Source organism: Actibacterium sp. EMB200-NS6 (assembly GCF_001305615.1).
GTDB classification, from domain to species: Bacteria; Pseudomonadota; Alphaproteobacteria; order Rhodobacterales; family Rhodobacteraceae; genus Actibacterium_A; species Actibacterium_A naphthalenivorans.
Window position 1 is genome coordinate 2424833 of the sequence record NZ_CP010869.1, and the last position, 26485, is coordinate 2451317.

The following is a 26485-nucleotide window of genomic DNA, read 5'->3' on the forward strand; positions in this document are numbered from 1 at the left end:
AATCGGCCCATGCGGCGTTACGGAGCATTGCCCAGACCCGCGACGCGGATTAAAAGCGTGCGCAGGGAACACGCGGCCGGATGCAGATCCGTCCGCATCAACACATATGAACGGGAGGCATAGTATGGCAGACGCAGCCATTCACGGCCACGACGCGCACGACCAGCGGGGGTTCTTCACCCGGTGGTTCATGTCCACGAATCACAAAGACATCGGCATCCTCTATCTCTTCACCGCGGGCATCGTGGGCTTCGTCTCCGTCGCCTTCACGGTCTACATGCGGATGGAGCTGATGACCCCCGGCGTACAGTACATGTGCATGGAGGGGATGAGCTTTCTTCCCCAGGCACCGGAAAACTGCTCGCCCAACGGCCATCTCTGGAACGTGCTGATCACCGGCCACGGCATCCTGATGATGTTCTTCGTGGTCATCCCGGCGCTGTTCGGCGGCTTCGGCAACTATTTCATGCCGCTGCAGATCGGCGCGCCCGACATGGCGTTCCCGCGCCTCAACAACCTCAGCTACTGGCTCTATGTCGCCGGTACCACCCTTGCGGTGCTGTCGGTGTTCAGCCCCGGCGGCAACGGCCAGATGGGCTCGGGCGTGGGCTGGGTGCTCTACCCGCCGCTGTCGACCAACGAGGGCGGCTATTCGATGGATCTGGCGATCTTCGCCGTCCACGTTTCGGGCGCTTCGTCGATCCTCGGCGCGATCAACATGATCACCACCTTCCTGAACATGCGCGCGCCGGGCATGACCCTGCACAAGGTGCCGCTGTTCGCCTGGTCGATCTTCGTGACCTCCTGGCTGATCCTGCTGTCGCTGCCGGTTCTGGCCGGCGCCATCACCATGCTGCTGACAGACCGCAACTTCGGCACCACCTTCTTCCAGCCCGAAGGCGGCGGCGACCCGATCCTGTATCAGCACATCCTGTGGTTCTTCGGTCACCCCGAGGTCTACATCATCATCCTGCCGGGCTTCGGCATCATCAGCCACGTCATCGCGACCTTCTCGAAAAAGCCGATCTTCGGCTACCTGCCGATGGTCTACGCGATGGTCTCGATCGGTGTTCTGGGCTTTGTCGTCTGGGCCCACCACATGTACACCACCGGCCTGTCGCTGAGCCAGCAATCCTACTTCATGCTGGCCACGATGGTGATCGCGGTGCCCACCGGCATCAAGGTGTTCAGCTGGATCGCAACCATGTGGGGCGGCTCGATCGAGTTCAAGACGCCGATGCTCTGGGCCTTCGGCTTCCTGTTCCTGTTCACCGTCGGCGGCGTGACGGGCATCGTGCTCAGCCAGGCCGGTATCGACCGGGCGATGCACGATACCTATTACGTGGTGGCGCATTTCCACTACGTGATGAGCCTCGGCGCCGTCTTCGCCATCTTCGCCGGTATCTACTACTACTTCGGCAAGATGTCGGGGCGTCAGTATCCCGAATGGGCCGGCAAGCTGCACTTCTGGATGATGTTCATCGGCGCCAACCTGACCTTCTTCCCCCAGCACTTCCTGGGCCGTCAGGGCATGCCGCGCCGCTACATCGACTACCCGGAACAGTTCGCCTACTGGAACCACGTCTCGAGCCTGGGCGCCTTCCTGTCCTTCGCGTCCTTCCTGTTCTTCATCGGCATCGTGTTCTACACCCTGTTCGCAGGCAAGCGCGTGACCGAGAACAACTACTGGAACGAATGGGCCGACACGCTGGAATGGACCGTCTCGTCGCCGCCGCCGGAGCATACGTTCGAAACGCTCCCCAAGCGCGAAGACTGGGACAAGGGCCACGCGCACTGACCCCTGATGCCCTACGAATGGGAAAAACAGATGAACGGGGCCCCGGAGATTTCCGGGGCCTCTTCGTATGAGGCGGGCGCCGCCCCGCTGGCCATATTGCACCTGTGGCCCTACCGCTCTCTGCCCCGGCGCGGCTTCGTCGCCTTCATCGCCATCACCTGCGCGCTGATCCTGATGCCGCTGATCGCGGTGGTCGGCTCTCCGGTGCTCTGGGGCCTGCTGCCCTTTGTCGCCGGGGCGGTCGCGCTGACATGGTTCCTGCTGGAACGCTCGTACAAGGACGGCACGCTTCTGGAAGAACTGCGGCTCTGGCCCGACCGGATAGAGCTGACGCGCCACAACCCGCGCGGCCCCCGCCAGGAATGGAGCAGCAACCCCTATTGGGTCCGCCTGCGCCTGCACCCCGAAGACGGCCCGGTGGAAAACTACCTCACCCTCAAGGGCCGCGGCCGCGAGGTAGAGCTCGGCGCCTTCCTGACCCCTGGCGAACGCACCGCCCTGCGCGACGAGCTGCAGCGCGCGCTGGCCGCCCTCGGCGCCTGACGCCAGACCGCGGAACCCATCCCCGCCCCCGCGCGTTGGCCCGGCGAAAGCAACGAAGCCGCCGGAGCGCCGACATGCCCCGATATCCGAAATTCCTGCTGATGATCGCCACGTCCACGGCGGTGATGCTCGGGCTGATGTATCTCAACACCTACGCGCCGGATCATATCTACTGGAGCGAGACACGGTTCTACATGGCGCTGCTGATGGGCGCGACCATGGCGATCGTGATGCTTCTTTTCATGTGGAACATGTACACCAGCCGGGGGGCCAATGCCGCCATCCTCGTGGCCAGTGTGCTCGTCTTCGCCACCGCGCTTTGGCTGGTCCGCAGCCAGCGCACGGTGCAGGACGTGGCCTGGATGAAAGCGATGATCCCGCATCACTCCATCGCGATCCTGACCAGTGAACGGGCCGGCCTGTCGGACCCGCGCGTTCAGGAACTGGCCGCCGGGATCATCCGCACCCAGCGCGAGGAAATCGCGCAGATGAAAGCGCTGATCGAAGATCTGGAAAACCGCTGAGCCGCTCCTCGGCCCTCTTGGGCTTCTTCGCGATAAGCGACCGCAAGAAAGCGATGAACGCCCGCGCCCGGTTCGTACGATTCACCCGGACGAAAAGCACGAAACGCGCGGTTTCACCCCAGCCGGTCCTTGACCATCGGCCCCACCGTTCCGAAATCCATCCGGCCGGTGTATTTCGATTTCAGCGCCCCCATGACCTTCCCCATGTCACGGATCGAATCGGCGCCCGTCTCGGCGATGGCCGAACCGATCGCGGCATCGACCTCATCCTCGGAAAGCTGCCGGGGCAGGAATTCCTCGATCACCACGATCTCGGCCCGCTCACGCTCGGCCAGATCCAGCCGCCCGCCCTCTTCGTAGGCGCGCGCGCTTTCCTGGCGTTGTTTGACCATGCGCCCAAGGATCTGCAGCACATCGTCATCCGATACCCCGTCGTCCGAGCCTTCGCCGCGCAGGGCGATATCCTTGTCCTTGATCGCGGCGTTGATCAGGCGCAGCGTCGAAAGCCGCGCCACCTCTTTGTTTTTCATCGCGTCCTTGAGCGCAGACGCGATGCGCGGTCTGATATCCATGTCGGTCAGTCATCCCCATGAGTCCGAGCCTTTGAAAATACCTTGTCTCGATTTCAGGCGCAACCTTGGTTGGAAATACTAAGTTTTTGTTTTTCCACAAAAACGCTTTTTTACCACCCCCCTTGACCCTGCGGATGCCCGGGCCTAGTTTCCGGGCGATTTGAGCCTTGGAGCCTGCCATGCCCGCCGCCAGCCCGCAAAACCGCCCCACAGCCTGCCTGACCCTGGCCGATGGCACCGTGTTCTATGGCCAGGGCTTCGGCGCCACAGGCACCACCGTGGCCGAGCTGTGTTTCAACACCGCCATGACCGGATATCAGGAGATCATGACCGATCCGTCCTATGCCGGCCAGATCGTCACCTTCACCTTCCCGCATGTGGGCAACGTCGGTGTGAACCCCGAAGATGACGAAACCGCCGCGCCCGTTGCCGCCGGCATGGTGGTGAAATGGGATCCCACCACACCCTCCAACTGGCGCTCGGCCGAGCCGCTGACCGGCTGGCTCGCGCGCCAGGGCCGCATCTGCATCGGCGGCATCGACACCCGCCGCCTGACCCGCGCCATCCGCCAGCAGGGCGCGCCGCATGTGGCCCTCGCCCATGACCCGGGCGGAAATTTCGACATTGCCGACCTGGTCGCGCGGGCGCGCGCCTTCGGCGGGCTGGAAGGCCTTGATCTTGCTAAGGAAGTGACCTGCGCCCAATCCTACCGCTGGGATGAGAAACGCTGGGCCTGGCCCGAGGGTTACACCCGCCGTGACACGCCCGGCCGCCGGGTGGTGGCGATCGACTATGGCGCCAAGCGCAACATCCTGCGCTGCCTGGCCTCTGCCGGCTGCGACGTCACCGTACTGCCCGCAACCGCGACGGCCGAGGATGTGCTGGCGCTGAACCCCGAGGGGCTGTTCCTGTCGAACGGTCCCGGCGATCCGGCGGCGACGGGCGCCTATGCCGTGCCGATGATCCGTGAGGTTCTGGCCAGGGATCTGCCTGTCTTCGGCATCTGCCTTGGGCATCAGATGCTGGCCCTCGCGCTTGGCGCGCGCACCATCAAGATGAACCACGGCCATCACGGCGCCAACCACCCGGTCAAGGATCTGGAAACCGGCAAGGTCGAGATCACCTCGATGAACCACGGCTTCACCGTCGACAGCCAGACCCTGCCGGCCGGGGTGATGGAAACCCATGTCTCGCTGTTCGACGGATCGAACTGCGGCATCCGCATGGTCGATCGCCCGGTCTTTTCCGTGCAGTACCACCCCGAGGCCAGCCCCGGCCCGCAAGACAGCTATTACCTGTTCGAACGGTTCGTGACGGCGATGGCGGCGGCGGCCTGATCGTCCCCCGCGCAGGCTCCCGTTAACCCACTGTTAACCTTAAGTTCCCATGGTCGGCTTGGAAAGCCTGACCGGGGGACAGATGGCACCTTCCGCATTGAACCGGCCTGCCGCGCAGGCCCTGCGCCTGGCGCCCGCGCCGCGCCCGCGCCGCATCCGGCGACCGCTTGGCGACATCCTCGTTGAAACCGGCGCCCTGTCACCGGCCGACCTGACCAAGGCGCTGGCGCTGCAGGCACGCCAGAATCTGCGGCTGGGCGATATCCTGCTGGCCCATGGCATGGTCGGCGAGGCCGATCTGACCCGCGCGCTGGCCGAGCAGTATGACGCGCTTCCCGTCGATCTGGAGGCGCTGCCGCCCGACCCCCGCCTGATCGACGAAATGGGCATCCGCACCTGTCTTGAAGAGGCCGCGCTGCCGGTGCGTCGCCTGGGCGGTGCCACGATCGTGGCCACCGCCCGCCCCGAGGCGTTCGAGGCGCTGCGCCGCCGCCTGCCCGACGGGTTCGGCGAACCGGTGATGGCCTTCGCCTGCGAGCGTGACCTGCACCGCGCGATACTGGCCACGCGCAACCGCCACCTGACCGAATGCGCCGAAACCCGCGTGGCAGAGGCCGAAAGCTGCCGCTTCTGGTACGGCCAGGCCCCGCGCAACATCCTGGGCGCGGGCCTGGCCGTTCTGGCCACGGCCGCGGTTCTGGCGCCCACCTCCACCCTGACGCTGCTGACCGTCTGGGCGCTGATGACGCTGCTGGCAACCACGCTGCTGAAGATCGCGGCCGCCGTCACCACCCTGCGCGCCCGCCGCGCGGCGCCGCCCGGCCCCCCGCCCGAACGCCCCGCCATCGCGCGGCTGCCGGTCGTGTCGGTCATGGTGCCGCTGTTCCGGGAAGAAGACATCGTACCGCGCCTTGTCGCCCGGCTGGGCCGCCTGACCTATCCCAAGGAATTGCTGGATATCTGCCTGGTCACCGAAGAGGATGACGACACCACCCGCGCCATGCTCGACACTGCCCGCCTGCCCTATTGGATGCGTGTCATCTCCGTTCCCACGGGCAGCCTGAAGACCAAGCCGCGCGCGCTGAACTTCGCACTGGATTTTTGCCGGGGCACGATCATCGGGGTCTATGATGCCGAGGACGCGCCGGAGCCCGACCAGATTCACCGCATTGTCCGCCGGTTCCACGAACGCGGCCCCGATGTGGCCTGCCTGCAGGGGGTTCTGGATTTCTACAATACTGAAAAGAATTGGTTTTCGCGCTGTTTCACCATCGAATATGCCAGCTGGTTCCGGCTGATCCTTCCCGGCGTCGCGCGGCTGGGGCTGGTGGTGCCGCTGGGCGGCACCACGCTGTTCTTCCGCCGCGACGCGCTGGAAGAGCTGGGCGCGTGGGATGCCCATAACGTGACCGAAGACGCCGACCTCGGCGTGCGTCTGGCCCGCCACGGCTATCGCACCGAGCTGATCGGCACCGTCACCCGCGAAGAGGCCAACTGCCGCCTCTGGCCCTGGGTCAAGCAGCGCTCGCGCTGGCTGAAGGGCTACGCGATGACATGGACGGTACATATGCGCGACCCGCGGCGGCTGTGGCGCGATCTGGGGCCGTGGCGGTTTGCCGGTGTTCAGATCCTGCTTCTGGGCACGGTGTCGCAATTTCTGCTGGTGCCGCTGATGTGGTCTTTCTGGCTGATCGTGCTGGGGCTGCCGCATGTGATGAGCGACGTGATGACGCCGCCCGTGATGCTGGGCGTCGGGGCGCTGTTTCTGGCGGCAGAGTTGACCAACATCCTGCTGGGCATGATCGGGGCGCATCTGGGGGGCAAGCGGGGGCTCTGGGGATGGGTGCCGACGATGCATGTCTACTACCCGCTGGCCGCGCTCGCGACCTACAAGGCGCTCTTCGAAATGGTGGTCAGGCCGTTCTACTGGGACAAGACAAGCCACGGCATCGCCGATGAAGACCCCGGCGACGGCTCAGATATCTGAGCCGTAGCGGGCCGCGTCCAGCCGCAGCCGCGCCTCGAACGCGGCCGAGATATGCGCGCGCAGCGCCTCGTAGGCGGCATCGCCGTCACGCGCGGCGATCGCGTCGATGATGGCCGCGTGTTCCTCCAGCGCCCGTTCGCCGCGCCCGGCGGCGGCCAGCGACGTGGTCGCCATCAGCGCCATCGAGCGGTGCACCAGATCGAGCTGCTGCACCAGATACCGGTTGTGCGAGGCCAGATGCACCTGCTTGTGAAACCGGCGGTTGGCGCGCGACATCCCGCTGGGGTCGCCAAGCAGCGCGTGATCCTCCTCGACCATGGCGCGCAGCACCCGGACCTCCTCGTCGGTGGCGTGACGGGCGGCCAGCCGCGCGGCCAGCCCCTCCAGCTCGCCCCGCACGACGTAAAGCTCGGCCAGTTGATTGTGGTCCAGCGACGCCACGATCAGGCTGCGCCCGTCCCGCACCAACAGCGATTGCGTCTCCAGCCGTTGCAGCGCCTCGCGGATCGGGGTGCGCGACACGCCGAACCGCTCGGCCAGTTCGCTTTCCACCAGCCGGTCACCGGGTTTGTAGGTGCCCACGTCGATCGCATCCAGGATCAGCGCATAGGCATCCTTGTGGGCGGCTTTGAGGTCTGTCATCAGGTACTCCGGCTGCGGAAACCGCACGCTAAAGTCCCGTGCGCCGCGAATCAAGGCCAAGGCATTGAACACACTGCCGCAGCAGGCTAGATCGTCATGATGGTTGCTCGCCACTTCACACAGACACGCGGCTGGGTCTTCGACCTGGACAACACGCTCTACCCGCCAGAGGCGCGGCTGTTCGATCAGATCGAGCGGCGCATGACCGCCTATGTGATGGAGGCGCTGCGCGTCGACCAGGGCGAGGCGAACCGCCTGCGCAAGTTCTACTGGGCCGAGTATGGCACCACGCTTGCGGGGCTGATGCAACTGCACGGGGTCGATCCGGCCCCCTATCTGACCCATGTGCATGAGATCGATCTGAGTCATCTGCAGCCGGCCCCCGACCTGAAGGCGCGCATCATGGCGCTGCCGGGGCGGCGCATCGTCTATACCAACGGCTCCGCGCCCTATGCCGAACGCGTGCTGGCCGCGCGCGGGCTGTCGGGCGCGTTCGATGCGGTTTACGGCGTTGAACATGCCGGGTTCCGCCCCAAACCCGAGCGTGCGGCGTTCGAGACCGTCTTCGCCGCCGACGGGATCGTGCCGGCAGGGGCCGCGATGTTCGAGGATGACGCGCGCAACCTGGCCGCCCCGCATGCCATGGGGATGCGCACCATCCACGTGGCGCCGCGCCCCGAACCGGCCGGGCACATCCACCATCACACCGATGATCTGAGCGGTTTCCTGGCCCGGCTGACGGGATAAACTGACGCACCCGCGCCCGGAACCGCCCGGTTTTGCAACCTTTTGTCGCACTGCGGCAAGATGGTCCCTTTCGCCCGCCGGCGCCCTGCCGGATACCCGCCCGACACCGGAGAAAGGGAGATTTCCGATCATGCACAATGACGCGCCGTCCGAACGCCCGGACGTTGCCACCCCGCTGCGCGCCCTGCTGGGCAGCGGCATCGCCTTTACCTATTTCCTCGTCGCCGCGGCGGTCGCCCTGTGGGGGCTCAGCTTTGCCACCTGGGGCGTGCCTGGGCTTTACATTCCCGCCGTGGCCGCCGTGCCGGTGGTGATGGTGCTTCTGCTCTGGATCACCCGGGGCTGACGATACCGGCTGGATCGGCGCGGGCTTTGCGCCTATCTGTGATCCAGGAGGCCCCGCATGACACGTATCGGCACCGACATCCTGATTTCCGGCGGCGGCGTCGCCGGGCTGACCGCGGCGGCCGCCTTCGGCGCGGCGGGGTTTTCCGTGATCTGCGTCGATCCCGCCCCGCCGGTCACCGACGGGGCGCAGGCCGGGGCCGACATGCGCACCACCGCTTTTCTGCAACCCTCTGTCGAGGTGCTGGAAGCCGCCGGATTGTGGGAGCGTCTGGCCCCGCATGCCGCCGCGCTTCAGATCATGCGGATTGTCGATGCGGGCGGTGAAATCGCCGAACCGCGCCTGACCAAGGATTTCGACGCCGCCGACATCTCGGGCCAGCCTTTTGGCTGGAACCTGCCCAACTGGCTGTTGCGGCGCGAGATGGTGGCGCGGCTGGCCGAGCTGCCCGGGGTCGAGTTTCGCCCCGGCGTGGCCACCAAGGCGGTGATGACGCGCGAACGCGAGGCGCTGGTGACCCTGTCGGATGGCACCCGCATCGCCGCCCGGCTGCTGATCGCCGCCGACGGCCGCAACTCCCCCGTGCGCGAGGCGCTGGGGATCGGCGTGAAAACAATGCGCTACGGGCAAAAGGCGCTGGCCTTCGCCGTCACCCATCCGCAGCCGCATGACAATGTCTCGACCGAGGTGCACCGGTCCGGCGGGCCGTTCACCCTTGTGCCCCTGCCCGACCGCGACGGCACCCCCTGCTCTGCCGTGGTCTGGATGGAGCGCGGGCCGGAGGTGGCGCGGCTGGCCGCCCTGCCCCAACCAGAGTTCGAACAGGAAATGAACCTGCGGTCGGCCGGGCTTTACGGCCCGCTGACGCTGGTCTCGGCCCGGTCGGTCTGGCCGATCATCAGCCAGATCGCCGATCGCTTCAGCGGCGAACGTACCGCCCTGATCGCCGAGGCGGCGCATGTGGTGCCGCCGATCGGCGCACAGGGGCTGAACATGAGCCTGGCCGACACGCGCGCATTGCTGGAACTGGCGCAGGAAAACCCGGCCGACCCGGGCAATCGCGCCATGCTGAACAGCTACAACCGCCGCCGCTGGCCCGAGGTCCGCGCCCGCGTGACCGGCATAGACCTGCTGAACCGCGCGTCGATGATGGGCGCGCAGGGGCTGCGCGACATGCGTGCCACCGCGCTCAACGCGCTTTATTCCGCCGCGCCGGTGCGCAAGACGCTGATGCGCGCGGGGCTGGGCGTGAAGTAACCCGCCACTTGCGCGCCTTACTTCGGACACATTAGCCAATTGGCAACGCAAAACGGCTATGACGCATCCAGAGTCCAACAAGAAACCAACACTCGAAAAAAACATGCATGGCAGATGCTTCTTTCCTTCTGAACGGAAACAGCGTCCTGGCGGACCCGAATGTCGGAACGAATTCGTCCGGCGGCTATGAGGGCGGCGGAACACTCACGATCAACAGCGGCCAGACCGTATTCCAGAGCGACGATATCGTCGAGATTCTGGTTGATAACGTCACAGTAGATGGCGAAATCACGGGTGCCTCGCGCATTGTCGGCCTGGTGATCTATGACAACGGCGCCGATTACCTGTCGGGCACCCCTCTTTATACCTACACCCCCATGAACCCGGGCCAATATGCCAATATCCAATCGGATGTCAGCGGCCTGGGCGACAGCTATCTGCGGTTCAACGCCAATGTTCTGGTCTCATCAGACCCCGGCGCGCCGCGCTTCAATCAACTGATCGCCGCCGCCGGCACCGACCTGACCAGTGATATTTCCAGTGGCCCCATCACGCTCAACCGGCTGAGCGACAATGATTACGACAACGATGGCATCATCGATGCCGGCACCACCGAAGACGGCAACGGCGCCTTCAACGCCGAAAACAACAATCTGGTTCCGGTCTGTTTTGCCCGGGGCACGTTGATCGAAACGGACCGGGGGCCGGTGGCCGTGGAACGGCTGCGGGCGGGCGACATGCTGCGCGTGATGGAGGGCGGGCTTATGCCGGTTCTGTGGATCGGCTCGCAATGGGTCGCCGGTACCGGCGCTGCGGCGCCCGTGCGCATCCAGGCCGGCGCGCTGGACAACCGGCGCGATCTGTACGTGTCGCAGAACCACCGGATGCTGGTGTCCGGCGCGGTCGCGGAATTGCTGTTCGGCGAAGATGAGGTTCTGGTCGCGGCCAAGCATCTGGCCAACGGCGATACGATCCGCGTTCAGCCCTGTGCCAGGGTCGAGTATTTCCACATTCTGCTGCAAGACCACCAGATCATTCTGGCCGAGGGCTGCCCGTCGGAGAGTTTCTTTCCCGGCGATCAGGCGATGTCGTCGCTGGATCAGGCGGCGCGCGACGAGGTTCTGGCGCTGTTTCCCGCCATGGCCCTGCCCGATGCTCTGTCACGCCGGGCGCTGCGCAGCGTCGAGGCGCGGGTCTGGCGATCGTCGGAGCGGCGGCCGTTCAGCCCAGCGGGCCGGGGCGTCTCTCTTCGGACAGCAGCACATTCGCTTCCACATCCCCCACGCCGGGCAACGTCATGATACGCCGGCGCAGCACCCTTTCGAAATCGCTCAGATCGCGCGCCACCACCCGAAGCCGGTAATCATACATGCCCAGCACGTGCTGCACCGTCTGCACCTCGGGGATGGCGGTGACCGCGCGCTCGAAATCCTCGAGGCTGACGCGGCCCTTGGTGGCCAGTTTCACGCCCAGAAACACGGTCACGCCGAACCCCAGCGCCTCCTTGTCCAGCACCACGCGGCGCCCGCGCAGAATGCCCGCCTCTTCCAGCCGCCGGATCCGCCGCCAGGCCGCCGGCTGGCTGAGCCCGAATTTCCGCCCGAGCGCGCCAGCGCTCTGATCGGCGTCCTCTGACAGCGCCCTCAGCAGCTTGCGGTCCACCTCATCGAGATCGGTCAAAGCGGCAATCCTTGGTCCAGCTTGATATCGGCCACATGCATCAGCGCCTCGATATCGGCGATATGCGGCAGGGTCAGGATCCGGTGGCGATAGATTTCCTGGTAATGCGGCATATCGCGGGCCAGCACGTTCAGCCGCACATCGACCCGGCCAAGGAAGGTCTGGATCTCATACACCTCGGGCACATCGCGCGCCGCGGTCATAAACTCATCGAACGCGCGCGGGTCGGTCTTGTCGAGGGTGAACCGCAACGACACCACGACCCCGTAGCCAAGCGCGCGCCAGTCGATCACCGCGCGCGTACCGAGCAGAACACCGGCCCGCCGCAGCTTTTCAAGCCGCCGCCAGCAGGTGGCGGCGGTGATCCCGGCCCGGTCGGCCAGATCCGCGGTGGCCATCTGCGGTTCGGCCTGCAGATGGCGCAGCAAACGGCGGTCTGTATCGTCGATCTGCATGGATTTTTCGGATTATCCAATTTTGCAGAATGATATTTCGCACAAACCGCGCGAATAGTCAAAATATGAAAGCCCCTCATACGGCGCCCGGCCTATTGTCCGCGCAGCATAAGCACTGACAAAGGAAGGAACGCCCCATGCGCGTTTATTATGATCGCGATTGCGACATCAACCTGATCAAGGACAAGAAAGTGGCGATTCTGGGCTATGGCTCCCAGGGGCATGCCCACGCGCTGAACCTGCGTGACAGCGGCGCCAAGAACCTTGTCGTGGCGCTGCGTGAAGGCTCCAAATCCGCCAAGAAGGCCGAGGCCGAAGGCCTGACCGTGATGGGCATCGCCGAGGCCGCCGCCTGGTGCGACCTGATCATGTTCACCATGCCCGACGAGCTGCAGGCCGAAACCTACAAGAAATACGTGCATGACAACATCAAACCCGGCGCGGCCATCGCCTTCGCCCACGGTCTGAACGTGCATTTCGGCCTGATCGAGCCGAAAGAAGGCATCGACGTCATCATGATGGCGCCCAAGGGCCCCGGCCACACCGTGCGCGGCGAATATGTCAAGGGCGGCGGCGTGCCCTGCCTTGTGGCCGTCGATACCGACGCCACCGGCAAGGCGCTGGAGATCGGCCTGTCGTACTGCTCGGCCATCGGTGGCGGGCGTTCGGGCATCATCGAGACCAACTTCCGCGAGGAATGCGAAACCGACCTGTTCGGCGAGCAGGCCGTGCTGTGCGGCGGTCTGGTGGAACTGATCCGCATGGGTTTCGAGACCCTGGTCGAGGCCGGCTACGCGCCGGAAATGGCCTATTTCGAATGCCTGCACGAGGTGAAGCTGATCGTCGATCTGATTTATGAAGGCGGCATCGCCAACATGAACTACTCGATCTCGAACACCGCCGAATATGGCGAGTATGTCTCGGGCCCGCGGGTTCTGCCCTATGACGAGACCAAGAAACGGATGAAGGGCATTCTGACCGACATCCAGACCGGCAAGTTCGTGCGTGACTTCATGCAGGAAAACGCCGTCGGCCAGCCGTTCTTCAAGGGCACCCGCCGCATCAACGACGAGCACCAGATCGAGGAAACCGGCAAGAAGCTGCGCGGCATGATGCCGTGGATTTCCGCCGGCAAGCTGGTCGACCAGGAAAAGAACTGATCCATCCCGGATCGCGCGACTACAGGGCCCGGCTGATGCAAATCAGCCGGGCCTTTGCTTTGCCCGCCGTCCGCTTCAGAAAGCGCTTGAGAATACCTCCGCTTGGAAGGTAGGGTTGAAGAAAAGAGCATAACCACCGGCAAAGCTTGAGAAAACGCCGCGGCAGCCACTTCGGCCCCGCAATTTCGAAGCCGAAGGGACCGACATGCGTATCGCGATTTTTGATGGCTTTCGCGGATTTTTTCTTCTGTTCATGATGATCATCCACGCGAATGTCGAGCTGCACGCCATTCTCGGCAAGTTGAACCATCATTATTTCGGCTGGGTAGAAGATGCCCAAGGCTTTGTTTTCATTTCAGGTTTCGTCGTCGGCCTGGTCTACGGCAACCGCCTTCTGAAGCGCGGTTTCGCATCGTGTAAATCCGCTATCTGGCGGCGTATCCGCACGATCTATACGCATCAGGCGACACTGATCGTGATTTTCCTGGCGGCGGCGCTCCTGCTGGCCGCGTTCGGCCTGTTTCCGGCGATTCTCGCGCCCTATCGCGCAGAGCCTGTGGGCTTCACCACCGCCTCGCTCGCGCTGATCAGCGGCTCCAAGCACATGGGCATTCTGCCGATGTATATCTGGTTCATGATGCTCACCCCCTTCATACTGGAGGCGTTTCGGCGAAATTACGCCGGCTTCGTCCTCGCGCTTTCGGCGCTGCTCTGGTTTCTTGCCCAGACCGGATTGATCGAGGTTGTCGTCCAGACCGGTGAACTGGCCCTTGCCGGGCTGGGCCATCCGATCCGGCTGGGCATTTTCTTCAACGTCTTCGGCTGGCAGGTGCTGTTTGTCGGCGGGCTCTACCTCGGGCTGCACAGCGCGGCGGGAACGCTCGATCTTTCGTTCCTCAAGAACCGGCAATGGCAGCTTGTGTTCTGCCTGACGCTCGGCGCCTTCTTCTTTCTGGGTATCTACGACCGCGTCGTGTTTCACGAACTGCTCGGGCACGCATTCTCGGAAGCGGTGTTCGCGCATACGGATCGCGGCAATTTCAGCCTGATCTACCCGATCGCCTTCATCGTCGATCTGTTCATCGTCACCTGGCTTGTGGTGGCCGGCGAAGAAAGCCGGGTGCGGCTGTTCCAGAAAATGTCGGCCTTCGTGCAGTGGCTGTTCACCCGCAGGTTTCTGGTGTTCCTCGGCCAGCATTCGCTGCACGTGTTCTCGGCGCATGTTCTGGTGGTCTATGTGCTGGCAATCGTGGTCGAATATTATCCGCCCGGCCCGGTGTGGCGCGAAGTGCTGATCGTGCTCACCCCGATACCGCTTTACCTTGCCGCCTGGGGCCATGCCCGGTTGCAAAGGAAAACCACCGCAAAGGCGCAGCGGGTGCCCGCGTCGCAATCCTGAAACGGCTCAGCGCGTGGCCGCTTCGATCTCTGCCACGATCGTGCCGACCACATCCTTCAGCAAGCCATCATCCTCGCATTCGGCCATGACCCGGATCAGCGGCTCCGTGCCCGATTTGCGGATCAGCAGGCGGCCGGCTCCGGCAAGCCGGCCTTCGGCTCCGGTAATCGCCGCTTTCACCGCCGCCGCATCCAGCGGGGCCTGCCCCGCCGCATAGCGCACGTTCTGCAGCAGTTGCGGCACCGGGTCGAATTGCCGGATCAGCGCGCTGGCCGGCTGGCCGGTGTCGACCATGGCGGCCAGAAACTGCAGCCCGGCCAACAGCCCGTCGCCGGTGGTGGCGTAATCGGTCATCACGATATGGCCCGATTGCTCGCCGCCCAGATTCCAACCGCCCCGGCGCATCGCCTCGACCACATAGCGGTCGCCGACCGAGGTGCGCTCCAGCGACAGGCCGCGCCCGCCCAGATACCGCTCCAGCCCCAGGTTGGACATGACCGTGGCCACCAGCGTGCCCGCGCGCAGCCGCCCCGCCTCGGCCCAGCGAGACGCGAAGAGCGCCATGATCTGATCGCCATCGGCAACCACGCCGTTCTCGTCGATGATCATCACCCGGTCGGCGTCACCATCCAGACAGATCCCCACATCCGCCCCATGCGCCACCACGGCGGCGGCGGCGGTATCTGTATGGGTCGAGCCGCATTTGTCGTTGATGTTGAACCCGTCGGGTGACACACCCAGCGGCACCACCTCTGCCCCCAGCTCCCACAGCACCTCGGGCGCGGTGCGATAGGCCGCCCCGTTGGCGCAGTCGATCAGCACTTTCAGCCCGTCCAGGCGCTTGCCCTGCGGGAAGGTGGTCTTGATCCGTTCATTATAACGAAAGCGGCCATCGTCGATCCGTTTGGCACGGCCGATGTTTTCGGCCTGCGTCGGCTGAACATCGGTATCGAGCAGCGCCTCGATCTCGGCCTCGGCCTCGTCCGACAGCTTGAACCCGTCAGGGCCGAAGAACTTGATGCCGTTGTCATGATGCGGGTTGTGCGAGGCAGAGATCATCACCCCCACATCCGCGCGCATCGAGGGTGTCAGCATCCCCACCGCCGGCGTCGGCACCGGCCCCAGCAGGAAGACATTCATACCGGTGGAGGTGAAACCCGCCGTCAGCGCGTTCTCGAACATATAGCCCGAAAGCCGCGTGTCCTTGCCGATGACAACGCGATGTGCGGCCGAGCCGTCGCGCCGGAAATACCGGCCGGCCGCCGCGCCCAGGCGCAGGGCCATCTCGGCCGTCATCGGATGTGTGTTTGCCCGTCCGCGAACGCCGTCGGTTCCGAAAAGCTTGTCACTCATATCATCCCCCAAGGAACCGCAACAGCCGGTCTGAGCGCCGGATAGGCCCGCTCATACCACGGACGGGGCCGGGCTGAATACCCGAAGTTCAGCGGCATGTCGCGCGCGCCGGTCACCGCCGATGCGGGGCGGTCAGTTGCTGCTCACCCGGGTGGGTTTGCGATAGAAATAGTGCACGCCGATCGACGCGGTGCGGGTGAACACCCGCGACCAGCGCGGCTTTACCGCGCGCGTGTGATAGAAAGTGGCCCCGCCCGTCAGCGCGCGCGGCGCACCGTCCATCATGATCCGGGCCACCTTGCCGACCCTGTCATAGGCGGCGGGTTCGGAAATCACCTCGGCCTGGCCGTCGCAGTTATAGGTGAACTGGCACTGAAACTTGCGCCCCGTCCCCTGATGCACGACGCCGCAGACGGTATCGGGGAAATTCGGCGACGCGACCCGGTTGAGGATAACCTCGGCCACGGCAAACTGGCCGCGAACGCTTTCGCCGCGCGCCTCGAAGTACAGCGCCTCGGACAGGCACTGCCACTGTTTGCCGCCCTTCGCGGCGGGCTGACGGTCGAGCCAGGATCTGTCATAGAGGCTGCCGCCCGGGGTCGGCGCGTTCAGCGAGGTGTAGGTGGCGAGCTGTTTGAGTTTCCGGTCGCTGATCTGGCCGAGCGCCGTGCGCTCGATCCCCAGTTGCCGGGCAAGCGCCTCACCCGCCACGGCGGTGGGGTCGTTGGAGCTTGACGCCGAAATATCCGCCTGCGCGGAAATCGAAGACACAACAAGGGCCGCGATGCCAAAGGCCAGGGACAACCTGAAACTCATAAATACCCCCAAAGTCGCACGGTCGGACGTGACCGCCGACGGGGGGCATAGAGCAAACGGGCCTATGCGTCCACCCTTATGGCAAAACTGCGGCGGGCGTGCGCCGGTCTTATGCGCGCGCCTGTCTGCCTGGGGGTCGGGCCTCTTCGCGAAAAACGCGCCAAACCCTTGTTATCACTTCCGTTATCTTCGATTACGCACAGTCATCTGCAGATTGAGCTGTGCTGCGGCAAGCCGTGCAACCGGAACGCGAAACGGAGAGCAGGATACGTAATCAAACCCCGCCTTGCGACAGAATGCAATGGATTCGGGGTTGCCGCCATGCTCTCCGCAGACGGAAAGAACAACGTCCGGGCGCGCCGCCCGGCCGCGTTCGGCGCCGATGTGCAAAAGCTCTCCCACGCCCTCGACATCCAGTGTGTGGAACGGGTCTTCGGGGAAGACGCCTTGCTGCACATAGATGCCCATGAACCGCCCCGCGTCATCCCGGCTGAGGCCGTAGGTCATCTGCGTCAGATCGTTGGTGCCGAAGCTGAGGAAGGCGGCGTGATGGGCAATCTCGCCCGCGCGCAGCGCCGCGCGCGGCGTTTCCACCATGACCCCGAGGCGGTAATCGAAGGCGCGGCCCTTTTCGGTGCGCACCGCCGCGGCGACAGCGTCGATCCGGGTTTTCACCAGCTCGACCTCGCGCTTGGCCGAGACCAGCGGGATCATGATTTCCGGCACGACGGGATCGCCGCGCTCGCTCGCCTCCACCGTCGCCTCGAAAATGGCGCGGGCCTGCATGTCATAGATTTCGGGAACGGTGATCCCCAGCCGCACGCCGCGCATCCCCAGCATCGGGTTGAATTCGGTCAGCGCCTCGACCCGCCGGGTGACATCCGATAGCGGCAGCCCCAGCGCCCCGGCCAGCTCGCGCAGCCCGTCGCGGCTGTGCGGCAGGAATTCGTGCAGCGGCGGATCGAACAGGCGGATGCACACCGGCTGGCCCTGCATGATCTCGAACAGCTGGATGAAATCCATCCGCTGCATCGGCAAAAGCTGATCCAGCGCCGAGGCGCGATCTTCAGGCGTGTTGGCGAAGATCATCTCGCGCATCACTGTCAGCCGGTCGTCTTCGAAGAACATGTGTTCGGTGCGGCACAGGCCGATCCCCTCGGCACCGAAATTGCGCGCTGTCTGCGCATCGGCAGGGGTGTCGGCATTGGCCCGGATGCCGATGTCGCACAGATCCTCGGCCCAGCGCAGCAAAGACGTGAACGCGCTGTCGAGCGCCGGTTTCAGCATCTTCACCTCGCCCGCCAGCGCCTGGCCGGACGAGCCGTCAACCGTGATGATATCGCCCTCGCGAAATACCCGCCCTTCGGCGGTGCGCAGGGATTTGGTGCGCCGGTCCAGGCTCATCCCCGATGCGCCCACGATGCAGGGCAGGCCAAGGCCGCGGGCGATCACGGCGGCATGGCTGGTCATGCCACCCCGTTCCGTCAGCACCGCGCAGGCGGCATACATGCCGCGAATATCCTCGGGCGTGGTTTCCCGCCGCACCAGAATGCAGGCCTCGCCGCGCGCCGCGCTGGCCTGCGCCGCGGCCGAGGTGAACACGATCCGGCCGGTGGCGGCACCCGGGCTGGCCGCGATGCCCTTGACGAAGCAATCCCGCTTGCCCCGCGGATCAACCTGGCTGTGCAGCAGCTCGGTCAGCGCGCGCGGCTCGATCCGGGCGATCGCCTCTTCGCGCGGGATGATCCAGTCTTCGGCCAAGGCCACGGCGATGCGCACCGCCGCGCGTGACGTGCGGTTGACGCGCACCGCGTCCAGCACCCGCAGCGCGCCGGCCTCGATGGTGAATTCGATCTCCATCTCTTCGCGCAGACGCTGGCGGCTGATCTCGCCCCATTTCAGAAGCTCCTGAAACACCTCCGGGCAATGCTCCTCGAGCGACCGGCCGCGCGCGTCGCGCGTCAGATAGAGCACACCCTCGCCCGAAAGCCCTTCGCGGCCCTGGCTCTGGCTCAGGTAGCGCCCGGTCACCTGGCTCTGGCCGGTGGCGGAATCGACGAACTGGATCACGCCGGAGCCACTTTCGGCCGGGCCCAGCCCCATCGACATTTCCTGAACCACGAGCCCGAGCCCGGCATCGGCCGGCGCGCCCTTGGCCTGGCGCAGCAGGCGGGCCGTCGTGCCCTCCCAGCTGCGCGCCATCGCCCGCAGCACCTCTGTCAGCTGAACGACGGGATCTTGCGGAAACGCCTCGTCGGTTTCCTCTTCATAGGCCAGCAGCGCCTCGTGGATGGTCACCTCGCTGGCCTCTTCCGCGTCGAACTGATCAGGATCGAGCCGCGCCACATGGATGGCATAGGCCTGAATGAAACGCAGATAGATCAGATCGGCGGCGGCCTGCCCGATCGTTTCCGCCAGTTCGCGGTGGCGGACGGCATTCATGCCGATGTTCAGAATGGCCCCCGGCCCGCCCCAATCCGGGTCTTCCGAGCTTGGCCGAACCGACACCAGCGGCGCCGGGCCGAACTCGGCAAGGATCGGGGTGATATCGGGGATCTGGCCGGCGGCGATCCGGTGCACCGCGTCGAACGACAGGGCAACCGTGCGCGGCACGGGCATCTCCAGCCGCAGCAGCCTTTGCAGACATTTCGCGCGCCCGCCGTGGCGCGAAACAGAGATGTCCGCCGACGGCGTGATCACCGTGAATTCGGAAAAGTCAGCATGTTTCTGCACTGCAGCAACCTCCTGTTGCGGTGCAAGATACGCCGATCCGGCGGTATGGCAAGGTTTGCGTTACGACTATGTCTAGCCCTCGATCCGGCCCAGATCCGCGACCTGAAGACAGGTCTCGCGGATGCGGTGCAACAGATTCAGACGGTTGCGCCGCACAATGTCATTATCGGTATTCACCTGAACCGCCTCGAAGAAAGCGTCGATCGGGGCACGCAGCGCCGCCATCGCGCCCATTGCAACTGCGAAATCCTCGTCCGACATGGCCTGTTTGATCACCGACTCAGCCTCGTCCAGCGCCGCGAACAGGGCTTTTTCCTGCTCCCCCTCGGCGAATTTCACATCCGGGCCGAACCGGTATTCGACCCCGTCCTTTTCCTCGGCCTGGGTCAGGATGTTGTTGGCGCGCTTGAAGCCCTGCAGAAGGTTCCCGCCATCCTCGGTTTCCATGAAGGCCGAAAGCGCCTCGGCGCGCTTGACCAGCAGCGTCAGGTCGTCATTGCCCGGCATCGACAGGCAGGCGTCGATAATATCATGGCGCACGCCCTCGTCACGCAGATGGCCCTTCAGCCGGTCGTGGAAGAAGGCCAGCAGATCATCGCTCATGTCCGGCAGCGCGGCGCGCAGGTTCGCCAGCCATGTGCCCTCTTCCACCTCGAAGGTTTCATCGGCGCCCGTCAGCTTGTCGAGCACCGCGTGGAAGGCCGCGAGGAAAACGCCGTGATGGGCGATCTCGTCCACCATGTCATGCAGGAAATACACCTCGCGCTCTTCTGCAGTGTCGGTGTTCAGGGCGATGGTATGGGCCAGAAGCTGCATGTTGATCAGCCGCTCCAGCCCGATGCGCAGGTCGCTGTCCAGAACGATGCGGATGATGCCCAGCGCCGCGCGGCGCAGTGCGAACGGATCCTTAGAGCCGGTGGGCTTTTCGTCGATCGCCCAGAACCCGGCCAGCATGTCGAGCTTGTCGGCGACCGACACGGCGATGGAAACCGGGTGCAGCGGCAGATCGTCGGACGGGCCGAGCGGTTTGTAATGCATCTCGGCCGCTTCCGCGATGGCCGGGTCCAGCCCTGCGGCGCGGGCATAGTAGCGGCCCATGATCCCCTGCAACTCGGGGAATTCATACACCATTTCCGACGCCAGATCGGCCTTCGCCACCTCTGCCGCCTGCTGCGCCATGTCCGGATCGGCCCCCACCGTCGGCGCAAGCTCGCGCGCCAGCTTGGCGATGCGTTCGATCCGCGCGGCCTGGGTGCCCAGCTGATTGTGGAAGGTGACATTGGCCAGCTTCTCCTGCCATGCCCCCATGCCCGCCTTGGCGACGCGCAGATCGTTTTCCCAGAAGAACCGCGCATCCGACAGCCGGGCCGAAAGCACCTTCTGGTTGCCCGCCAGAATCGTCGCGCCGTCATCGGCGGTCTCGCGGTTGGCCACGGTCACGAATTTCACGATCCGCCCCGATTTCGGGTCGCGCACCGAAAAGAACTTCTGATGCTCTTTCATCGAGGTCTGCAGAACCTCGGGCGGCAGTTCCAGAAACGCGGCGCCGATATCGCCCATCAGCACCACCGGCCATTCCACAAGCCCGGCCACCTCTTCCAGCAGCCCCCGGTCTTCGACCACCTCGAGCCCGCGGGCGAAGGCCATGTTGGTGGCGTCATGCCAGATATGCGCGGCCCGTTCGGCCGGGTCGAGCATCACATGGGCCTTTTTCAGCTTGGCCGCGTAATCGTCAAAGGAGGATACCTCGAAACTGGCGGGCGCCATGAAGCGGTGACCCTCGGTCCGGTTGTCGGCGGTGATCCCGTCGACGCGCAGCGGCACCACCTCGGCCCCGTCCTCGCGCGTCAGGATGCAGATGATCGAATGCAGCGGCCGCACCCAGCGCAGGCTGCCCGCCCCCCAGCGCATGGATTTGGGCCAAGGGAAGTTGCGGATCACATCCTCCAGCACCTCGGCCACGATCTGCGCCGCCGGGCGGCCGGGTTTGACGATGGCGGCGAAATAGACCTGCCCCTTCTTGTCGTCGCGCACCTGCAGCTCATCCTTGCTCAGGCCGGTGGCGCGCAGGAACCCCTCCAGCGCCTTTTGCGGCGCGTCGGTGCGCGGGCCCTTGCGTTCTTCGCGCAGGGTGGGGCTTTCGTCGCTCAGCCCCTCCACCGTCAGCGCCAGACGCCGTGGCGTGGAAAACGCGGCGGCGGAGGCATAGGTCAGCCCGGCCTCGACCAGACCGTCCGTCATGCGCTTTTGCAGGTCCGCGCGGGCGCGCCCCTGCATGCGTGCGGGAATTTCTTCAGAAAAGAGTTCGATCAGCAGATCTGGCATGGGTCAGTTTCTTTCCGGTACGGGCGGGCAGCCCTCGGGGGCGGGTTTGCCTTCAAACACAACCTCGCCGCAATGGTTGATCTGGTTCCAGGCAAAACCGCGGCCATCGTCAAGAATGGCGACCACACGGTCGATGCCGTATGTCACGTTCTGCTGGCCCAGAAAGGCGATGGCGCTGCCGTCGGCCAGGGCGGCGTCCACCTCGGCCGCGTCATAGCAGCCGAACCAGCCGGGGCCGGTCAGCGGCACGGGCGCTTCGAAAATCACATAGGTTTCGCTGAGCATCGCCTGGCTGAGCGGCGTGGTGAAGCAGGCGCGATAGCGCACCGGCGAACTGTCGGCGTCGATGGCCTGAAACGCGTCGTACAGGATCGGCTCGGGCGCGCCGGTGGCCAGGGATGTCAGCCGCACATCGCCCTCGCCGGTGGCCGGAACGCGCTCGTAATAGGCATAGACCTGCAGGTAGTACATCGCCGCGCCGGCGATCAGGCCGGCGGCAACGATGGCCCCTGCGACAAGCTTGCCGTTCATTCCACGGGCTCCGCCGGGAGCCACCCCCCGGCTTCGGTCTGCACGAAGGCATCGGCGCAGCGCTTGGCCAGCGCCCGCACCCGCCCGATATAGGCCTGCCGCTCGGTGACGGAGATGACGCCCCGCGCATCCAGCAGGTTGAACAGATGGCTGGCCTTGATGCACTGGTCATAGGCCGGGTGGGCCATCACGATGCGCCTGCCCGTTTTCGGATCCTCGTGCGGATGCGCCAGGATCGCCTCGCATTCGGTCTCGGCGTCCTCGAAATGGCGCAGCAGCATCGCGGTTTCGGCCACGTCGAAATTCCAGCGGCTGTATTCCTGCTCTGTCTGGCGGAACACGTCACCATAGGTCAGGTGAATCGGCGTCTGCGGATCGTTGAAGGGCATGTCCATCACATGGTCGATGCCCAGCACATACATCGCGAGCCGTTCCAGCCCGTAGGTCAGCTCGCCCGAGACCGGCTTGCAGTCATGCCCGCCGACCTGCTGGAAATAGGTGAACTGGCTGACCTCCATCCCGTCGCACCACACCTCCCAACCCAGGCCCCAGGCGCCCAGCGTCGGGCTTTCCCAGTCATCCTCGACAAAGCGGATATCATGCAGCGCCATGTCGATGCCGATCGCCTCGAGCGAGCCGAGATAGAGATCCTGCAGATCCGGCGGGCTGGGTTTGATCAGCACCTGAAACTGATAGTAATGCTGGAGCCGGTTCGGGTTCTCGCCATAGCGCCCGTCGGTGGGCCGGCGCGAGGGCTGCACATAGGCCGCCGCCCAGGGCCGGGTGCCAAGCGCGCGCAGGGTGGTGGCCGGGTGGAACGTGCCGGCGCCGACCTCGATGTCATAGGGTTGCAGCACCGCGCAGCCCTTCGCCGCCCAATAGGTCTGCAGCCTCAGGATGATCTCCTGGAAACTCCGGGGATTGCTGTCGCTCATCGTCTTTGGCCCCGCTGATAGGAAACAGCGTCTCAATATGCAACACGCGCGGCAGGGTCAATTGGCGGTGGCGCGGATTATTGACGTGCAAACCGGCACGGCTTTGGTACGGTCTGTCGCGGATTCGCCGCCCGGCGACAACTTTCAGGGGCAGACAGCGTAATGCGCAAAGCAGTTTCAATCGTATTCCTTATCATCGCCTGGGCCCTGCCCGCCGCCGCACAGAACAGCGTGTGGGTCCAGATCGAGGCGCGCCCCACCCTGCGCGAGGCGCAGGACCGCGCGCGCGCCTATTCCAACGCCTTCACCGACGTGGCAGGGTTTCAGCTCAACACCGGCTGGTACGCCATCGCCCTCGGCCCGTTCACCGGTGACGATGCGCGCGCGCGGCTGCAACAGCTTCGGCGCGACCGTCTGATCCCGGCCGACAGCTATGTCTCCGATGGCGGCGCCTTCCGTCAGCAGTTCTGGCCCATCGGCGCCCCGCCCCGCACCGCGCCGCTGCAGACCGCGATGCCGCTGCAACAACCGGCCGCCCTGCCCGACGAGACCCCGGCCGAGGCGCGCCGCGCCGAACGCGCCCTGACCCCGCAGGAGCGGCAGAAGGTTCAGGAGGCATTGCAATGGGAAGGCCATTACACATCGGCCATCGACGGCGCCTTCGGCCCCGGCACCCGCAACGCCATGGCCAGCTATCAGCTGGCGATGGGCTATGATCCGACCGGCGTGCTGACCAGCCGCCAGCGCGCCGAGCTGCTGACATCCTATGCCGACGCGATCGGCGCCCTGGGGCTGCAACAGGTCGACGAAACCGCCGCCGGCATCCGCATCACCCTGCCCGCCGGAATGGTCGCGTTTCAGGGCTACGAGCCGCCCTTCGTGCATTACGCCGAAACCGGCGGCTCGGGCGTCCGGGCGCTGTTGATCAGCCAGAAGGGCGACCGCAGCACGCTGTTCGGCCTCTATGACGTGATGCAGAGCCTTGAAATCGTGCCCCTGACCGGGCCGCGCGAGCGCACCGGCACATCGTTCGAAATCACCGGAACCGGCCGCGATTTGCATTCCTATACCTATGCCGAACTGAAAAACGGCACCATAAAGGGCTTCACGCTGGCCTGGCGGCCGGAAGATGAAAAACTGCTGCAACGCGCCGCCCAGATCATGCGCGAAAGCTTTGCCCCCTATGGTGACACGGCACTGGACGAAACGCTGGGCACCCCCGACACGGAGCAGAGCGCCGATCTGCTGGCGGGCCTCGAAATCCGCCGCCCGACCCTGTCGCGCACCGGATTTTTCATTGACGGCGCCGGCACCGTGCTGACCACGGCAGAGGGGCTGGCGCAATGCCCGCATATCACGGTCGGCGATGAGTTCGAGGCCGAGCTGGCCGCGCGCGACGAGGCGCTCGACCTTGCCGTGCTGCGCCCGCGCGAGGCCCTGTCGCCCATCGGCCATGCGGCGTTTCAAACCGGGGTGCCGCGCCTGCGCAGCGATGTCGCGGTGGCCGGATTTCCCTATGGCGACGTGCTCGACCTGCCGGTGCTGACCTATGGCACCCTGGCCGATCTGCGCGGCCTGTCGGGCGAAGAAACCGTGAGCCGGCTGTCGCTGGATGCGATGCCGGGCGACATGGGCGGCCCGGTCTTCGACGCCACCGGCGCGGTTCTGGGGATGCTGGTGCCCGTGGCGGGCGGCGCGCGCAGCCTGCCCGGCGATGTCAGCTTTGCCGCGACCGTTCCGGCGATCGCGGAATTCCTGTCGGCCAACGGCCTGCAAATGTCCGCCTCCGACAATACCGGCGCGCTGGATCCGGCTGATCTGGCGGCCCGGGCCGCAGACATGACGGTGCTGGTATCGTGCTGGAACTGAGCGGGCTCAGCTGCGCCAGAAGGTGAGCGAGAGCATGGCATAAACCGCCAGAAGCTCCAGCCGGCCGATCAGCATCGCGGCGGCGATCAGCCATTTGGCGGTGTCGTTCAGGCTCGCGAAATTGCCGGCCGGGCCGATCACATCACCAAGGCCCGGCCCGATATTGGCCAGCGCCGTGGCCGCGCCCGACACCGAGGTGACGAAATCCAGCCCCGTCATCGCCAGCAGAACCGACAACACACCAAGCGACACCACGAACAGCACGAAGAACGCCATCACCGAGGACAGCACATCCTCCGACACCGGCCGCCCCTCGTAGCGCGGGGTGAACACGCCGTGCGGCGCGTGGATCCGGCGGATCTGCGCCCGGATCGAGGCAAACAGTAGCTGGAACCGGAACACCTTTATCGAACAGCAGGTCGATCCCGCGCAGCCGCCCACCAGACCGATGAAAAAGAAGATGACAACCGGGAACGCGCCCCAAAGCTGATAATCGACACTGGCAAAACCGGTGCCTGTCATGATCGAGGTGACGTTGAAAATCGCCTCGCGGAACGCATGCTCCAGATGATCGGCATTGACCACCACCCGGAACACCGTGATCACGCCGACCAGCACCAGCACGACCATCAGAAAGGTCCGCACCTGACTGTCGCGCAGCATCGGCCCGGTATGCCCGCCCATGATCTGCACGTAGCGCACGAACGGCAGGCTGGCGAGCACCATGAACACCGAGGCCACATATTCCGCCGGCCCCTGAAACGTGCCGAACGACGCGTCATAGGTGGAAAACCCGCCGGTGGACATGGTGGTCAACGCGTGGTTCAACGCGTCGAAACTGCTCAGCCCGACCAGCAGATAGGCGATATAGCACAGCACCGTGAAAAACAGATAGACCACCGAGATCCGCGCCGCGATCTGCGCCGCGCGCGGCAGCACCTTGCCGCCGGTGTCGAACGCCTCCGACCGGAAGATCTGCATCCCGCCGACCTTCAGCTCGGGCAGAAACACCATTGCCACCACGATGATGCCGACCCCGCCGAACCACTGCAGCATAGAGCGCCACAGCAACAGCCCCGCGGGCAGATCGTCCAGCCCGGAAAACACGGTCGAGCCGGTCGTCGTCATGCCCGACATCGCCTCGAAGAACGCATCGACCAGCCGCGCGTCTGTCGCGCCGATCAGAAACGGGATCGAGCCGAACACCGGCAGGATCAGCCAGACCCCGGTTGTCAGCATGAAGGTCTGCTGCAGCGTCAGCCCCGCCTGCACCCCGTTGGACGAGGCCAGCGCCAGAACGCCGCCGGTGAGGATGGTCAGGATCGCCGCTTCCAGAAAGACCGACCATTCGCCATTGCCCAGCCACAGATCCACCGCCAGCGGCAACAGCATCGTCCCCCCCAAAACGGACACGAGCAGGCCAATGACATATCCGACGGGGCGCAGGTCGATCATGAGCGCAGGCTTGGCCGTCCG

The 26485-nt window shown here is 65.2% G+C and carries 23 protein-coding genes; 12 read left to right on the forward strand and 11 right to left on the reverse strand.

The window, feature by feature from the left end:
- Window positions 1-124 precede the first annotated feature (124 nt).
- The 3 genes from ctaD to TQ29_RS11755 all read left to right on the forward strand — a co-directional run bounded on the left by ctaD (window position 125) and on the right by TQ29_RS11755 (window position 2865).
- On the forward strand, window positions 125-1798 hold the full coding sequence (gene ctaD, locus TQ29_RS11745; RefSeq protein ID WP_054539312.1) for a cytochrome c oxidase subunit I: 1674 nt from the start codon (window positions 125-127) through the stop codon (window positions 1796-1798).
- Between the two features lie 6 nt (window positions 1799-1804).
- A complete protein-coding gene (locus tag TQ29_RS11750; protein ID WP_054539313.1) occupies window positions 1805-2341 on the forward strand; it encodes a DUF2244 domain-containing protein in 537 nt (178 codons plus the stop codon).
- 74 nt (window positions 2342-2415) lie between these two features.
- The gene (locus TQ29_RS11755) at window positions 2416-2865 is read left to right on the forward strand and encodes a DUF305 domain-containing protein (RefSeq protein ID WP_054539314.1); all 450 of its coding nucleotides are present in this window, start codon (window positions 2416-2418) and stop codon (window positions 2863-2865) included.
- A gap of 113 nt (window positions 2866-2978) precedes the next feature.
- On the opposite strand, the gene TQ29_RS11760 is transcribed toward TQ29_RS11755, so the two are convergent.
- Entirely contained in the window at window positions 2979-3437 is a 459-nt protein-coding gene (locus TQ29_RS11760) for a GatB/YqeY domain-containing protein (RefSeq protein ID WP_037208956.1), read from the reverse strand.
- A 179-nt stretch (window positions 3438-3616) separates the two neighbouring features.
- Here TQ29_RS11760 and carA point away from each other — a divergent pair, with 179 nt between their 5' ends.
- A complete protein-coding gene (carA, locus tag TQ29_RS11765; RefSeq protein WP_054539315.1) occupies window positions 3617-4774 on the forward strand; it encodes a glutamine-hydrolyzing carbamoyl-phosphate synthase small subunit in 1158 nt (385 codons plus the stop codon).
- Between the two features lie 82 nt (window positions 4775-4856).
- A complete protein-coding gene (locus tag TQ29_RS11770; RefSeq protein WP_082386752.1) occupies window positions 4857-6761 on the forward strand; it encodes a glycosyltransferase in 1905 nt (634 codons plus the stop codon).
- Here TQ29_RS11770 and TQ29_RS11775 read toward each other — a convergent pair.
- Window positions 6750-7403, reverse strand: coding sequence for a GntR family transcriptional regulator (locus tag TQ29_RS11775; RefSeq protein ID WP_054539316.1), 654 nt, complete (start codon window positions 7401-7403; stop codon window positions 6750-6752). The genes TQ29_RS11770 and TQ29_RS11775 overlap by 12 nt on opposite strands.
- A 99-nt stretch (window positions 7404-7502) precedes the next feature.
- Here TQ29_RS11775 and TQ29_RS11780 point away from each other — a divergent pair, with 99 nt between their 5' ends.
- The 4 genes from TQ29_RS11780 to TQ29_RS11795 all read left to right on the forward strand — a co-directional run bounded on the left by TQ29_RS11780 (window position 7503) and on the right by TQ29_RS11795 (window position 11054).
- Complete coding sequence (locus TQ29_RS11780; RefSeq protein WP_054540421.1) at window positions 7503-8150, forward strand: pyrimidine 5'-nucleotidase; 648 nt, start codon at window positions 7503-7505, stop codon at window positions 8148-8150.
- Between the two features lie 130 nt (window positions 8151-8280).
- Window positions 8281-8496 (forward strand): hypothetical protein, encoded by a 216-nt coding sequence (locus TQ29_RS11785; RefSeq protein ID WP_054539317.1) that lies wholly within the window; start codon window positions 8281-8283, stop codon window positions 8494-8496.
- A 57-nt stretch (window positions 8497-8553) separates the two neighbouring features.
- A complete protein-coding gene (locus tag TQ29_RS11790) occupies window positions 8554-9753 on the forward strand; it encodes a UbiH/UbiF family hydroxylase (protein ID WP_054539318.1) in 1200 nt (399 codons plus the stop codon).
- A 107-nt stretch (window positions 9754-9860) separates the two neighbouring features.
- On the forward strand, window positions 9861-11054 hold the full coding sequence (locus TQ29_RS11795) for a Hint domain-containing protein (protein ID WP_054539319.1): 1194 nt from the start codon (window positions 9861-9863) through the stop codon (window positions 11052-11054).
- On the opposite strand, the gene TQ29_RS11800 is transcribed toward TQ29_RS11795, so the two are convergent.
- Both TQ29_RS11800 and TQ29_RS11805 read right to left on the reverse strand, forming a co-directional pair.
- On the reverse strand, window positions 10975-11433 hold the full coding sequence (locus tag TQ29_RS11800; RefSeq protein WP_054539320.1) for an Lrp/AsnC family transcriptional regulator: 459 nt from the start codon (window positions 11431-11433) through the stop codon (window positions 10975-10977). The two genes, TQ29_RS11795 and TQ29_RS11800, sit on opposite strands and share 80 nt — an antisense overlap.
- The gene (locus TQ29_RS11805) at window positions 11430-11888 is read right to left on the reverse strand and encodes an Lrp/AsnC family transcriptional regulator (RefSeq protein WP_054539321.1); all 459 of its coding nucleotides are present in this window, start codon (window positions 11886-11888) and stop codon (window positions 11430-11432) included. The genes TQ29_RS11800 and TQ29_RS11805 overlap by 4 nt, the downstream gene beginning before the upstream one ends.
- 137 nt (window positions 11889-12025) lie before the next feature.
- Between TQ29_RS11805 and ilvC the strand changes: the two genes are divergently transcribed.
- Together ilvC and TQ29_RS11815 are read left to right on the forward strand one after the other, a co-directional pair.
- Complete coding sequence (gene ilvC, locus TQ29_RS11810; protein WP_054539322.1) at window positions 12026-13048, forward strand: ketol-acid reductoisomerase; 1023 nt, start codon at window positions 12026-12028, stop codon at window positions 13046-13048.
- A gap of 205 nt (window positions 13049-13253) precedes the next feature.
- Window positions 13254-14447 (forward strand): OpgC family protein, encoded by a 1194-nt coding sequence (locus TQ29_RS11815; RefSeq protein ID WP_054539323.1) that lies wholly within the window; start codon window positions 13254-13256, stop codon window positions 14445-14447.
- A 6-nt stretch (window positions 14448-14453) separates the two neighbouring features.
- Here the strand turns inward: TQ29_RS11815 and glmM are convergent, their stop codons facing one another.
- The 6 genes from glmM to TQ29_RS11845 all read right to left on the reverse strand — a co-directional run bounded on the left by glmM (window position 14454) and on the right by TQ29_RS11845 (window position 23140).
- The gene (gene glmM, locus TQ29_RS11820; protein WP_037210779.1) at window positions 14454-15800 is read right to left on the reverse strand and encodes a phosphoglucosamine mutase; all 1347 of its coding nucleotides are present in this window, start codon (window positions 15798-15800) and stop codon (window positions 14454-14456) included.
- 132 nt (window positions 15801-15932) lie between these two features.
- Complete coding sequence (locus TQ29_RS11825) at window positions 15933-16616, reverse strand: cell wall hydrolase (protein ID WP_054539324.1); 684 nt, start codon at window positions 16614-16616, stop codon at window positions 15933-15935.
- 183 nt (window positions 16617-16799) lie between these two features.
- Entirely contained in the window at window positions 16800-19349 is a 2550-nt protein-coding gene (gene ppdK / locus TQ29_RS11830; RefSeq protein ID WP_054539325.1) for a pyruvate, phosphate dikinase, read from the reverse strand.
- A gap of 72 nt (window positions 19350-19421) precedes the next feature.
- A complete protein-coding gene (glyS, locus tag TQ29_RS11835; RefSeq protein ID WP_054539326.1) occupies window positions 19422-21674 on the reverse strand; it encodes a glycine--tRNA ligase subunit beta in 2253 nt (750 codons plus the stop codon).
- A 3-nt stretch (window positions 21675-21677) separates the two neighbouring features.
- On the reverse strand, window positions 21678-22205 hold the full coding sequence (locus TQ29_RS11840; RefSeq protein WP_054539327.1) for a DUF6446 family protein: 528 nt from the start codon (window positions 22203-22205) through the stop codon (window positions 21678-21680).
- Window positions 22202-23140: a glycine--tRNA ligase subunit alpha gene (locus TQ29_RS11845; RefSeq protein ID WP_054539328.1), complete on the reverse strand. Its 939-nt coding sequence runs from the start codon at window positions 23138-23140 to the stop codon at window positions 22202-22204. Before TQ29_RS11845 ends, TQ29_RS11840 begins: the two co-directional genes overlap by 4 nt.
- Window positions 23141-23302: 162 nt before the next feature.
- On the opposite strand from TQ29_RS11845, the gene TQ29_RS11850 reads away from it, so the two are divergent.
- Window positions 23303-25009, forward strand: a complete 1707-nt coding sequence (locus TQ29_RS11850) for a serine protease (protein ID WP_054539329.1) — start codon at window positions 23303-23305, stop codon at window positions 25007-25009.
- Window positions 25010-25015: 6 nt separating this feature from the next.
- Here the strand turns inward: TQ29_RS11850 and TQ29_RS11855 are convergent, their stop codons facing one another.
- On the reverse strand, window positions 25016-26464 hold the full coding sequence (locus TQ29_RS11855) for a TrkH family potassium uptake protein (RefSeq protein ID WP_054539330.1): 1449 nt from the start codon (window positions 26462-26464) through the stop codon (window positions 25016-25018).
- Window positions 26465-26485: the final 21 nt, after the last annotated feature.